Here is a 12756-nt window from a genome sequence, read left to right as displayed (position 1 = left end):
GTGATTAATACTGTACGGTTAACAACGGCTGACCGGCAGTTACCGCGCTGGCGGCAACGATCTCCAGCCCCGGATAGTCGTCGCTGTTGCTGATAATAATCGGCGTCGCCAGGTCGTAACCGGCGTCCAGAATCATCTGGCGGTCGAAGGTTAAGAGCAGATCGCCCGCCTGAATTTTGTCACCCTCTTTGACGTGGGCGGTGAACGGCGCGCCGTCGAGCTTGACGGTGTCGATCCCCACGTGGTTCAGCAGCTCAATGCCGCTGTCGCTGAGTAAACCAATCGCGTGTTTGGTCTGAAAAATCGAGGCCACCTCACCGCTGAACGGCGCGATCACTTTGCCTTCGCTGGGGATAATCGCCACGCCTTTGCCAAGCAGGCCGCTGGCGAAGGTACTGTCCGGCACCTGATCGAGCGCCAGCACGGTGCCGGTCATCGGCGCCAGTACGTCGTTTTCGCTGGCTTTCGCAACTACCGCCGGCTCACCCGTTTTGCGCGGTACGCCGGCAAAGAAGGTCAGCGCACAGGCGAGGATAAAGGCCACCGCGGTGCCGATAAGCCCGCCCCACACGCTGGCATCAATGCCGCCCGGAGGGATCATCTGCGCGGGGAAGAAGATATTCGGCAGGCCGAATGAAAACGCGTAGCTGTTGCTGAACGCGGTAATCGCTCCGCCCAGCGCGCCCGCCACGCAGCCGAAGATAAATGGCCTACGCAGCGGCAGCGTCAGGCCATAGACAGCCGGCTCAGTGATACCAAAAAGCCCGGCGGAAAACGCCGACCCCGCCAGCACTTTCTGGCGTGCGTCGCGGGTGGCCAGAAAGATCCCCAGCACCGCCCCTACCTGCGCCAGCACCGCGGGCAGAATCACCGGCAGCATGGAGTCGTGGCCGAGTACGGTCATGTTGTTGATCATCAGCGGCACCAGCCCCCAGTGCAGGCCGAAGATCACGCACACCTGCCACAGCCCGCCCAGCGCCGCGCCCGCCAGCCACGGCGCGACCACGTACACCGCCTGATAGCCGTTGGCCAGCATATGACTGAGCCAGGTCGCCACCGGGCCGATAATCAGGAAGGTCAACGGCACGACGATCGCCAGGCAAATCGCCGGCGTGAAGAAGTTTTTCATCGCCGACGGCAGCAGCGCGTTGCTGCGCCGCTCGATCCAGCAGCTGACCCACGCGGCGAGGATAATCGGGATAACCGACGAGCTGTAGTTAATAAAGGTGACCGGGATTCCGAGGAAATACTCAGCGGCCGCCCCCGGGGCCTGCGCCGCCTCAAAGGCCTGAATCATTAACGGATGCGTTAACGCGCCGCCGATCACCATGGTGATAAACGGATTGCCGCCGAACTTTTTCCCGGCGGTGTAGCCAAGGAACAGCGGGAAGAAGAAGAACAACGCGTCGCTAGCGGCAAACCAGATCTTATAGGTCGCCTGCTCCGGGTTCAGCCAGCCGCACGCCACCGCCAGGGCCAGCAGCCCTTTCAGCAGTCCGGTCGCGGCCATGACGCCGAGAAACGGCGTAAAAATACCGGAAACGACGTCAATAATCTGACCAAGGATCGAGGTTTTCTCCCCCTTCACCGCTACCGGCTCGCTGTCGTCGGTTATGCCCGCCTCATCGCACACCGCCTGCCAGACGTCGTGAACGTGGTTGCCAATCACCACCTGAAACTGGCCGCCGCTCTCTACCACCATGATGACGCCCGGGTTGGCCTTTAGAGCTTCAGCATCCGCCTTACCGCTCTCTTTAAGCTTAAAACGCAGCCGCGTGGCGCAGTGAACCAGACTCACAATATTCTCTTTGCCGCCAACGTGGCTGAGAATATCCTGCGCGAGTGCTTTGTATTCCATGCAATATTCCTTGACCGAGTATTAAAAACAAAAAAACCCGAGAACGACGCCGGTAAGACGTCGCGCTCAGGTTTTGCCTGCATGATGCAGTAACAATCCAGTTGTGGAAGGACTAACGCCCCTCTTTTCTCACCCGTTCAATGTGAATGGCGAGAAACATAATTTCTTCCGTCGTCAGCGAACGCTGATAGCTGTTTTGCAGATGCAGGGCCACGGTTTCCGCGCACTTCCACGCTTTGGCGTAGTTGTCCTTCACCGCGCTGTGCAGCTCGGCATCGTCATCTTCCACCACCGTGCGCGTTAGCATCCGCTGGGCGAAAAACTTCAGGTGGGTGACGAAGCGCTGATAGCTTAGCGACTCTTCGTTGTACTCCAGACGCAGTTGATACTTCACCAGCTGCAAAATTTCCTGCATCACCCGGGTGACGTGCATCACTTCCGGCATTTCGCTGTTGAGCTGCGCGGTCACCAGGTGCAGGGCGATAAACCCGGCTTCATCTTCCGCCAGCTCCACCAAATGATGATCCGGATACGTCCGGTGAAGTACAGAAAGCCCGCACGGCACAAGCCCTGCGGGCTTTTTTGTGTCTGTCGTTGTCCGAGAACATCCGGCTAAATCCAGAGAAAATTGGTACACGTTTAGGTACACGCTATACTGTGGTCCATTAAACGTGTACCAATAATGGAAGGGATCCAGACATGGCGCGCATTACACGCCCCCTCACTAACAACGAAATCCTCAAAGCGAAACCCCGCGAAAAAGACTTCACCCTGCATGATGGTGATGGCCTGTTCTTACTCGTCAAAACCTCCGGTAAAAAACTCTGGCGCTTCCGTTATCAACGACCGGGAAGCAGCAGCCGCACAAATTTGAGTCTCGGCTCATACCCTGCCCTTACACTCGCAGCAGCACGTCAGATACGCGACCAGCACTTAATCACGCTTGCGCAAGGCATGGATCCACAACAGCAACAGGAGCAGGCGTCAGAACAACGCCAGATTGAGTTAGACAGCATTTTCTCAACAGTAGCTGCTAACTGGTTCCAGATTAAAAGCAGAGGTGTCACAGAGGATTATGCAAAGGATATTTGGCGTTCTTTGGATAAAGACGTGTTCCCGGCAATCGGTGCGATACCAGTTCAGGAGATTAAGGCCAGAACGATTGTTGAAGCATTAGAGCCAATAAAAGCACGTGGCGCATTAGAGACGGTTCGTCGCCTAGTCCAGCGTATTAACGAGATAATGATTTACGCGGTTAATACAGGTCTGATTGATGCAAATCCGGCGTCAGGTGTTGGAATGGCATTTGAGAAACCCAAAAAGCAAAACATGCCCACGCTACGACCAGAAGAATTACCCAAGCTGATGCGTTCTCTGGTCATGTCAAATCTATCTGTTTCGACTCGCTGTCTTATTGAGTGGCAGCTTCTGACCCTAGTGCGTCCTTCTGAGGCTTCTGGTGCTCGCTGGGTAGAGATCGATCTCGATGCCAAACTCTGGACGATTCCCGCCGAACGAATGAAGGCTAAGCGTGAACACATTGTTCCTTTATCACCACAAGCATTAGAAATTCTGGATGTGATGAAACCTATCAGTGCTCATCGTGAGCATATTTTCCCGAGCAGGAATGATCCAAAGCACGCCATGAATAGTCAGACAGCAAATGCAGCGCTGAAACGTATTGGCTATGGAGGAAAACTAGTAGCCCATGGATTACGCTCTATTGCCAGTACGGCCATGAATGAAGCTGGATTTAATGCTGATGTGATAGAGGCTGCTTTGGCCCATTCTGATAAAAATGAAGTAAGAAAAGCTTATAACCGCTCCACGTATTTAGAACAACGTAAAGAGCTTATGTCATGGTGGGGAAGTCGAGTAAATAAAATATGAAAAAACAGCATCGCCTTTAATGACGATGCTGCGTGTCTTACTGCATATCGAGGAAGAATCTTGATGCAGAATGATATTTATAATCCCCCCAAGGCATCATTCTTTTTTCTGGATAAGTAACAAAAATCCAACGCCGAGATCGTGTTATAGCTACAAAAGCATTATTTCTTTCTTCATCTAGCTCGACTTTGCTCTTAGCTCGATAATCTGGAAAAACCCCCTCACACATACCGATAAGGAAAACTATATCTTTTTCAAGTCCTTTCATTGTATGAACAGTACTTAACATAATCCCATTATTTAATGGTATCATCATTAAGCTGACCCAAAGCAAGTGCATTCCTAAATGAGGATAGATTATCACCGAGGCCTTTACGTTTGAATCGTGTCCACATGGATTGAAGCTGCTCTATATCTTTAATCCCTGTGGCAATATCATCTTCTTTAGCAGAATCTTTGGTATTTGCTCCTAAATTCACCAGTTCTGTTTTAATATCTAAACAGAACTTCAAAATATTAGGTGTGTCTACAGACATATGATCAATATGTGCTAAAACCAAGCTAATCAAATCTTTATCTAGGTTAGATGATTTTTTTATGTCAGCATAGACTTTGCTAATATCGTAGGTAACATCTGATTCTGGGTTTAATTCTAAACCGATTAATTTATACAATCTCTTCCCATCAACCCAATCCTTTGGATTAACCTTAACCCTTATAGCAAGATCGACTATTTTCCCAATAAGAGAAACTGGCGATTCATTTCTATCACTACGCTTTAGGAAATAAGGTATATTTCTTTTTTTAAGCTCACTTTCCATAGATTTTAAAACAAATCTATTTCTACATATAACAACAATTTTAGAGCAATCAATATCGCCCTCAATTTCTGGATGTCTTTTTAAATTCAGTATATGTTGAATGCTATCACAAACCCATATAGCTTCAGATTCTTCATCTGGTAAAGCATTAAAAGATTTATAGCCATCAAGAGCAGCATTAACACCAACTTGGCTATTTGGTTTTAATTTATTAGCTAATTCAATCACTGCTTTCGAAGATCTATAGTTCTCGTTTAAACAATAAATTTTAGGAGTAAAATCTTTCACGAATGATTTAATAAAATAATCTGATAATGAACCATTAAAACCATAGATCATCTGGTCACTATCACCAACCATCATGACATCTTTTATTTTATCACCGCAGAGAACCTTTATAAATTCGTACTGAGCTCTGTTTAAGTCTTGAGCTTCATCAACAAATAAAGCAACGTATTTTTTTTGATATATTCTTGCTACTGAATCTTGATTTAATAGGATTTTATGTGCATATAAAAGTATATCATCAAAATCCACACCACCACTTTCCAATAAAGCAGACTGATAATCTTGATAAATATTCCAAATACGCGGATTGGAACTGAATTTTATCTTTACTTCATCTTCAGTTAAAAGCTCTCTTTTAATAACAGAGAATACATTAAGATATTGACTTATAATTTTTTCACGATTTCGCTTTTCTCTAATGTCCTCAACATCTAAGTATTCATCAATATTAACCCCCTGTTCTCTTAAGGAATGTAGGAAAACCTCCATCCGATCTTGGTCACGTTCAAATATATGTAATTCTTTTGGTAACCCAATAGTATACCCATAACTTTCGAGTACCCTTTGTGCAACAGAATGAATCGTAGCAATCCAAATCCTATCACGATTTTCTGAGCCATCATCTAACCTTTCAAGCATTTCATCTGCTGCTTTATTTGTGAATGTTAAAGCAACCACACTTCCTCTAGCAGAGTTATTGAGAATGAACCTAACCCTCTCAGTAAGCACTCTTGTTTTGCCAGAACCTGCAGATGCAAGAACTTGTATAGCCCCTCCCATAGGAGCTTTAACAACTTCAATTTGAGATTGTGATAAATTATCAATCATAGCTCAAGCCATCCCCTAACTTTATTAAATGCAATAATAACAGATTCCGGAAGTAACTCCTCAATTCTCTTTCCATTTGCATTCTGTGCTAGAATCACCCCTAAATACCCTGCATAACTAGCTTTTGAGTCACGCATTTTTTCAATTATAGCACTACCTTGTAAAGCCTCTATTTCTCTTTTCTTGGCATCTCGATACCGTTCATTAGGACTAGCTTTAGTTTCACTTAACACTAATGATTCAATTATTTCCTCACGAATATTCAACTCGTTGTATAACTCAGCTTCAATATCATTTGTTTCTTTGAGGAACTCTAAGGAGAAACAATCAGGATTCAATACGAGGCCATCTTCACGAACTAAACGTGCTACCTGACGGTTTATCTCACCATGAGTATCACCATCATTATCACTAATAATACAGACAGGGATACCTAAATTACTTGCAAGTTTAATGAATGGTGGGTAATTTTTACCACTGACACTTACACAGTTAACTCCAACACTGAACATCGTCCTACCGAAATATAATTCAAACATTGATGGTATTAATTGTTCTTCTGTAACACCCTCACATAAAATTAAGGCTCGAGAGAAAAGCAACTCACCACGGGTTAACATTATCTCCCTTTTTAATGCATTTTTTTCATCATGTTCAATTCTTTTCTTCAGGCAATTTACTGTTACTCCATCACCTTTCTTTATGAATGATCTTATATCTTCTATCTCAGCCATTGCACTCAGGTATGGTGAATGAGTACTCAGTATAATTTGTCCCTGAGATGATGATAACTGTTTAAACAAGGTTCTTTGTGCATTGGGATGTAGATGCGCTTCTGGCTCTTCAGCTCCAACAATTGGATGTAGCGCCTTATTTTCGAGCTCATGCCGCTCATGCATAAAGCTTAAAAACGATTGAACTGTAAGCATTGAAGCCCAACTTCTCGTCCCAGTGCCATGATATTCCATTGAAAATGAATGGTTTTCTTCATCTCCGAAATGTACTGTAAATTGCTTTGATAGATCTCGGATTTTTTTAGGGAAAGGAGTTATTTCTGTGTGGCTTGATCCTAGAAATGATTGGTTTAACCCTTGAAGTGAATTTTTTAAGCTTTGAAGCGGCTCACTTCTACTCACTGCGGTTTCATTTATTGAACTTATCATTTCTTCAAGTGCAGTAACATCTTCATCTTCATATTTAATATATGATAAGACCTTCCCTATATATGAGCTTTTATCTTTAAGCTCATGATGTATATCCCTCTGAGCCTCAATACAAATATAGGGGATTGCATCAACTTTTGTTCTTACCTTTCTTCTCTCGTTTACAACAATCTCTTTCCATCCCTCAAACTCTCCCCATTCATTCAAATAATAACGTTGTGTATTAAATCCACCTTTTATCTCATCTGGCTGAACTTTTGTACGAATAGCCACAAACTCATGTCCATTTGCATCTACTGCAATATTATCACCGAAAACATCAATCCATTTTTCGTCAAACTCTTCTGTTTTATTATAATGTTCATCCGTAGGTATTATTTTTAAGTCAACGATAACTTCATTAACTTTTAACCCAGAACTATCTATATGAAGATCTTCATCACTAAAGTAACGTTGGTAATCACCTAAAGCTAGTTGCAACGATTTTAGGAAGGATGTTTTCCCCGCATTGTTTGTACCTAACAAAACGGCAATACGTCCTAGCTCAACCTCAATTTCCTTTATACCTCTAAAACCTGAAATCCTAACAGAATTTATAAGAATTGACATATATTCATTCCCTCCTTGATTTTATGACATATACATTCCGAATAAATGTAATAATTCTGTTATCCAGATTATCATTTGCTGAAAATAAAATATAGTATATCCCAACCCTGCCGCGCAATGCTCTCCCCGCCACGCCTGCCCGCTTAAGAGGTCGCTTTTAATGCAGGTGCATGAACGGCCTCAGGACGCACCGGTACTGGTGTTGCATGGGATAAAAAATACGGGGATTTGCATGCAAAGCCATGCACCTTATGGATGCATGGCTTTTTTCGGGAAAAATAGCGGAATTTTCGCGGATTTTTTTGCGTGCTACCGTGAGGCCAGTTCTGCACGTCGGCGGGTGTAAATCAGGTTCTGTGCCGGAGTGAATTTCTGGCGATTATCATCCCGCGAAGCCGCATCAGGCCTGAATCCGATCGCCGTTAAAATGTCGCTGTCCTGCTCGGAATAATTAATTTTTTCACCGGCGGCCAGCCACACCGACAGGGCTTCACGCAGATAATCAACCGAGTGCTGCATGGCGCTCTGTTTTACTGCGGGAAGCTGTTCGTGATATCCCATCAGCTCAGGTGCCAGCGTGGCGGCCAGCTCCGCGCCGTACTGCTGCATAAAGTCATGGAGCCGGTTGCGGATGCTGATGTGCTGTACCTCCTCATGTGAGCGGATATAGCGACCGGCGGCCTGATTAATCTCCCATTTTTTCACATCGATATTGTCGCGCAAATCCTGCATTCTGCGCGGGATTTGTTCGTCACCGGCAAGGAGCTGTTCACGGTATTCCCGTTCAAGGTCTGCCAGTTCGGCTTTACGTTTCAGCCAGGTGTTTTTGTTCGCCTGACAGGCCTCAAAGGCCTGCTGTATTGTCACAGTGGTCACGTGTCTCTCTCCTGATTAATGCCGGAACGGCGAGCTGTAGCAGCCCTGTACTTTACGCGGCGGCGGTGGCGTCACCGGGGCGGGGTCGGTTTTTTCCGGTGCGGCACGTATCACACCGTCAACCGACTCGATGGTGCGGAAAGTGGCCGAGCATTCGATATTGGTACACTGGTGATAACGCTGTTTGACGTTTTCCGACAGATAACGGCTGGTACGGACGTGCGCGGTCTTTTTGCAGAACGGGCAGTGAAACATGATTCAGCCCTCTGCCTGTTCGTGGGATTTTTCGGCCAGTTCAGCGGCAAGTTTCATCCGTCTGGCCGGGCTTCTTAACAGCGCCATATCAACCCCGGTTATGACCGGGCGATTCATGCCCGTTACGGACAGGACCGGCTCCTGCTCCATATCAAAATGATACAGGGCTGACTGCAGATTCAGGGCATCACCCAGCTCGCGGGTCACGGTCGCACGCGGCGAGGTTTCTCCGCTCATTTCCAGCGACCGTATACGCAACAGAAAGGCACGTAACAGTGCGGGGCTGATACCGGCCAGCGCCTTCTTCCACTCGCTGTTGGCGTAGGTAGTGAACGCTTTTTCATGGGCGCTGATATAAGCCGTACCGGAGGAGCATGCGCCAAGCATGGCGTGGCTTTTGTCTTTCTCCAGCTCGGTAATCAGACCGGTGAACTCATCAGCCAGTTCGCGACTGGCGATACGTTTACTGTGTTCAGCTTTCAGTTCAGGAGTGAGGTTGCCGCGCAGGGTTCGAAAGCGGCTGCGCCAGTCCTGTTCGGCCTGTGCACTTTCACTGAGGGCGGTCTGTCGTTCCTGCTCACAACGCTGAATGGAAGCCTCAATGTCGCTGAGTTTTCCCATGCTGGCCGTGTGTGCGTCTTTTGCCTCGTTAAGTGCGGCCAGCGCACCGGCAATACGTTGTTCCGCGCCTTCATCCTGTTTACTGATAACGGTCTGCATGGCTTTGATAATGAGTTCGGGTTTCATGTTCAGGCTCTCCGTGTGTTCAACCTGAAATGATTCTGACGCCTCCTGCACAACAACACGATTCATTGCCGTTGTCAGAGTGCTGGCACAAACAGACCTTAAAAACTGGCTGGCCAGAGAAAGGTCGCAGGAAAACCTTACTCACCGTTTATTTTTTTACTTATAACTATTCACCACTGTTCACCTTAAATAAAAAGATAAGTAATACAGTAAGTTAAAGGGTGAACAGTTGAAGGTCTGACTGTTCACCGTCTGTTCACCACTGTTCACCCTTCAGTTTTTTCAGCCAGTCAGCCACTTAGACTTTTTAGTGATTAAAAATAATAATTATATAAACAAAAGTAATCAGCAATGGGCCACCGGTTTGCCAACGTTTGCCAAAAAACGGCCAACGTTTGCCACTGTATAAAAAACGCTCTGTTGTGTGGTGGAGCAGTACAAAATGACTTGTTGCCCTGAGAGAAAATATTCACAAAATAGAGAGCTACCCGAAGCCGGACGGACACGACCGGCACTGTATGGACTTTGTGAGGTAGCCCGATGCACACCGCTTTTTCTTCCCCGTCTTCTGCCCCTGCCGCCCCGCTGATGCCGGTTTCTGATACCGTTCACGAGCGCTTTATCCGTCTGCCCGAAGTGATGCATCTGTGCGGCCTGTCCCGCTCGACTATTTACGACCTCATCAGCCGGGAAGCCTTCCCGAAACAAATCTCCCTCGGCGGGAAAAACGTGGCGTGGGCGCAGTCTGAAATCACCGCATGGATGGCAGATCGCATTGCCGAACGTAACCGGGGCTATGACGCATGATGATAACCACTCAGCAAACAGCCCCTTTTTCTGGCTTGCTTCTTTTCGCCGTTTCCAGGTATAGTTTTCCTGCTGTCGCAAAATCGGCAGCCGGGCGTGAGAACCCGAGTTTAACTGTGGCGACACCGGACGCGCCATGCGTCTTTTTTTGTGTCTGTGCCTTGATGCACCCATTCAATACACAGTGGCCTTTTCGCCATTGTGGGTATCGCGTAATGGTGGCTCAGGCGGGGCAGCCTTCGGGCTGGCCGGTTTCCATAGTTGCCGGTTTCTCACCCCCGTCTGGGCTACCACCATTGCGTGAGAACTTCGGTGGTAGCTGTAATCAGCTAACTATGGAGGTTGCCGCTATGGCTACGACCCTCACCCCGTCACACCCGCAGTTTGTCTTTGTGTTTGCCGCCGTTCGTCGTGCAGACCGTAAACCCCGTATCTGTATGCTTCGCACCGTTGCCGGTGATGAACACGCCGCACGTCTTTCTCTCATTCGCGATTACGTCCTCTCATTCGCTGGCCGTCTGCCGGTTGCGGAGGTGCGTGCATGAGACACACCACCATTACCGCCCGCGACCTCGAATGCCTGGAGCATATGCGCAACGTCGGCCAGCTCGTCAATGAGCTGATGCAGGTGCAGGATTGCGCGACCGTTCGTCGTGACCCTGCGCAGCATTCACAGCTTACCTCCGTGATTTACCTCATGACCGCCCAGCTCGACGGCGTGGTCGAGCGCTGCAATCAGCGCTGGCTGACCGGGGAGGGCAACGTATGAAAAAGCCATTACCGCCCGTATTACGCGCCGCGCTGTATCGTCGCGCCGTGGCCTGTGCCTGGCTGACCCTGTGCGAACGTCAGCACCGCTACCCGCACCTCACCCTCGACGCGCTGGAAAGCGCCATTGCCGACGTGCTGGAGGGCTTCTACCTGCGCCAGCACGGTGAGGAAAAAGGCCGCCAAATTGCCTGTGCGCTGCTGGAAGATTTAATGGAAGCCGGACCGCTCAAGGCCACCCCGTCGCTGTCCTTTCTGGGACTCGCCGTGATGGATGAACTCTGTGCCCGTCATATCACATCGCCTGTTATGCACTGAGGGAGAAAATAACGATGAAAATGAACGTAACGGAAACCGTAAAACAGGCGTGCGGCCACTGGCCGCGCATTCTCCCGGCGCTGGGTGTGAAGGTCATGAAAAACCGGCATCAGGCCTGTCCGGTGTGCGGCGGCTCTGACCGTTTTCGCTTTGACGATAAAGAGGGGCGCGGGACGTGGTTCTGCAATCAGTGCGGTGCGGGTGACGGGCTTAAGCTGGTCGAGAAAGTGTTCGGCGTGACCGCATCAGAGGCCGCCGGAAAGGTGGATGCCGTGACCGTCAACCTGCCACCGGTTGCCCCCGAAGTGATTGCGGCCGCAGAGGCTGAAACGGAGGCTGACCGCAAGGCGGCGGCCGCGCTGGCTGTCAGGCTCATGGAGAACACCCGACCGGCCAGCGGCAACACCTACCTGACCCGCAAGGGCTTCCCCGACCGGGAATGTCCGGTACTGTCGGCCACACACAAAACCGGCGGCGTGACGTTCCGCGCCGGTGATGTGGTTGTCCCGCTGTATGACGATACCGGCGCACTGGTTAACCTTCAGCTTATCAATTCTGACGGTCTCAAACGCACCCTGAAAGGCGGTCAGGTTAAAGGGGCATGTCACACCCTCGAAGGGAAAAAAGAGGCAGGAAAGCGGCTGTGGATAGCGGAAGGCTATGCAACCGCACTCACCGTGTATCACCTGACCGGTGAAACCGTCATGGTGGCTCTCTCGTCCGTGAACCTCCTTTCTCTGGCGAGCCTTGCCCGTCAGAAACACCCGGCATGTCAGATTGTCCTCGCTGCCGACCGCGATCTCAGCGGGAACGGCCAGACCAAAGCCGCATCGGCTGCACAGGCCTGTGAGGGCACGGTTGCCCTCCCGCCGGTATTCGGTGACTGGAATGATGCTTTTATGCAGCAGGGAGAGGACACCACGCGCAAGGCGATTTATGGTGCCATCAGGCCACGGGCTGAAAGCCCGTTCGACACAATGAGCGAGGCAGAATTTACCGCCATGAGCACCAGTGAAAAGGCGATGCGGGTGCATGAGCATTACGGTGAAGCGCTGGCCGTGGACGCCAACGGCCAGCTCCTGTCCCGCTATCAAAACGGCATCTGGAAAAATATCCCTGCCGCCACTTTTTCACGGAATGTGGCTGATTTATTCCAGCGCTTACGCGCCCCGTTCTCGTCCGGGAAAATTGCCTCGGTGGTGGAGACCCTGAAACTGATTATTCCGCAGCAGGCCACACCGGCACGGCGTCTGATTGGCTTTCGCAACGGGGTACTCGATACCCAAAGCGGCATATTCAGTCCACATCATAAATCGCACTGGCTGCGCACGCTGTGCGACGTGGATTTTACCCCGCCGGTAGAAGGCGAAATGCTGGAGACTCACGCGCCGAATTTCTGGCGCTGGCTCGACCGGGCGGCCGGTAAAAATCCACAAAAGCGCGACGTGATACTCGCTGCGCTGTTTATGGTGCTGGCGAACCGTTACGACTGGCAGCTCTTTCTCGAAGTCACCGGTCCCGGCGGGAG

Annotated in this window: 12 protein-coding genes and 2 pseudogenes; 6 read left to right on the top strand and 8 right to left on the bottom strand. The window is 49.4% G+C overall.

The features are described from left to right. Nucleotides 1-4: 4 nt before the first annotated feature. A pseudogene (bglF, locus tag ACK5JN_RS11250) lies at nt 5-1944 on the bottom strand (PTS beta-glucoside transporter subunit IIABC). Nucleotides 1945-1970: 26 nt separating this feature from the next. Next, nucleotides 1971-2372 (bottom strand): annotated as a pseudogene (locus ACK5JN_RS11245) (PRD domain-containing protein); the annotation flags it as partial. Between the two features lie 185 nt (nt 2373-2557). Between ACK5JN_RS11245 and ACK5JN_RS11240 the strand changes: the two are divergent. Continuing rightward, nucleotides 2558-3748 carry an integrase domain-containing protein gene (locus ACK5JN_RS11240; protein WP_416870250.1) on the top strand — a complete coding sequence of 397 codons (1191 nt, stop codon included), beginning with the start codon at nt 2558-2560 and terminating at the stop codon, nt 3746-3748. Between the two features lie 37 nt (nt 3749-3785). Here the strand turns inward: ACK5JN_RS11240 and ACK5JN_RS11235 are convergent, their stop codons facing one another. From ACK5JN_RS11235 to ACK5JN_RS11210, 6 genes are all read right to left on the bottom strand, one after another. After that, nucleotides 3786-4064, bottom strand: a complete 279-nt coding sequence (locus tag ACK5JN_RS11235) for a 3'-5' exonuclease (RefSeq protein WP_416870249.1) — start codon at nt 4062-4064, stop codon at nt 3786-3788. Continuing rightward, complete coding sequence (locus ACK5JN_RS11230; RefSeq protein ID WP_416870248.1) at nt 4045-5685, bottom strand: ATP-dependent helicase; 1641 nt, start codon at nt 5683-5685, stop codon at nt 4045-4047. Before ACK5JN_RS11230 ends, ACK5JN_RS11235 begins: the two co-directional genes overlap by 20 nt. Then, nucleotides 5682-7457 (bottom strand): ATP-dependent nuclease, encoded by a 1776-nt coding sequence (locus ACK5JN_RS11225; protein WP_218690940.1) that lies wholly within the window; start codon nt 7455-7457, stop codon nt 5682-5684. Before ACK5JN_RS11225 ends, ACK5JN_RS11230 begins: the two co-directional genes overlap by 4 nt. Nucleotides 7458-7766: 309 nt before the next feature. Next, the gene (locus ACK5JN_RS11220; protein ID WP_171858762.1) at nt 7767-8333 is read right to left on the bottom strand and encodes a phage polarity suppression protein; all 567 of its coding nucleotides are present in this window, start codon (nt 8331-8333) and stop codon (nt 7767-7769) included. Between the two features lie 15 nt (nt 8334-8348). Beyond that, a complete protein-coding gene (locus tag ACK5JN_RS11215; RefSeq protein ID WP_000468231.1) occupies nt 8349-8588 on the bottom strand; it encodes a bacteriophage gene regulatory protein in 240 nt (79 codons plus the stop codon). 3 nt (nt 8589-8591) lie between these two features. Then, nucleotides 8592-9335: a hypothetical protein gene (locus ACK5JN_RS11210; protein WP_061548439.1), complete on the bottom strand. Its 744-nt coding sequence runs from the start codon at nt 9333-9335 to the stop codon at nt 8592-8594. Nucleotides 9336-9875: 540 nt separating this feature from the next. Here ACK5JN_RS11210 and ACK5JN_RS11205 point away from each other — a divergent pair. The 5 genes from ACK5JN_RS11205 to ACK5JN_RS11185 all read left to right on the top strand — a co-directional run. Continuing rightward, nucleotides 9876-10142: a helix-turn-helix transcriptional regulator gene (locus ACK5JN_RS11205; protein ID WP_000556587.1), complete on the top strand. Its 267-nt coding sequence runs from the start codon at nt 9876-9878 to the stop codon at nt 10140-10142. After that, nucleotides 10139-10687: a host cell division inhibitor Icd-like protein gene (locus tag ACK5JN_RS11200; RefSeq protein ID WP_416870247.1), complete on the top strand. Its 549-nt coding sequence runs from the start codon at nt 10139-10141 to the stop codon at nt 10685-10687. The genes ACK5JN_RS11205 and ACK5JN_RS11200 overlap by 4 nt, the downstream gene beginning before the upstream one ends. Beyond that, nucleotides 10684-10911 (top strand): hypothetical protein, encoded by a 228-nt coding sequence (locus ACK5JN_RS11195; RefSeq protein ID WP_265195855.1) that lies wholly within the window; start codon nt 10684-10686, stop codon nt 10909-10911. The genes ACK5JN_RS11200 and ACK5JN_RS11195 overlap by 4 nt, the downstream gene beginning before the upstream one ends. Continuing rightward, entirely contained in the window at nt 10908-11228 is a 321-nt protein-coding gene (locus ACK5JN_RS11190; RefSeq protein WP_265195854.1) for a DUF5375 domain-containing protein, read from the top strand. The genes ACK5JN_RS11195 and ACK5JN_RS11190 overlap by 4 nt, the downstream gene beginning before the upstream one ends. Before the next feature lie 14 nt (nt 11229-11242). After that, a partial coding sequence (locus ACK5JN_RS11185) for a primase-helicase zinc-binding domain-containing protein (protein ID WP_416870246.1) occupies nt 11243-12756 on the top strand: 1514 nt, incomplete at its 3' end.

Source organism: Kluyvera sp. (assembly GCF_047971185.1).
Lineage (GTDB): Bacteria > Pseudomonadota > Gammaproteobacteria > Enterobacterales > Enterobacteriaceae > Kluyvera.
The sequence above is the reverse complement of the archived record's forward strand: the minus strand, read 5'-3'. Positions and strand labels throughout refer to the sequence as shown.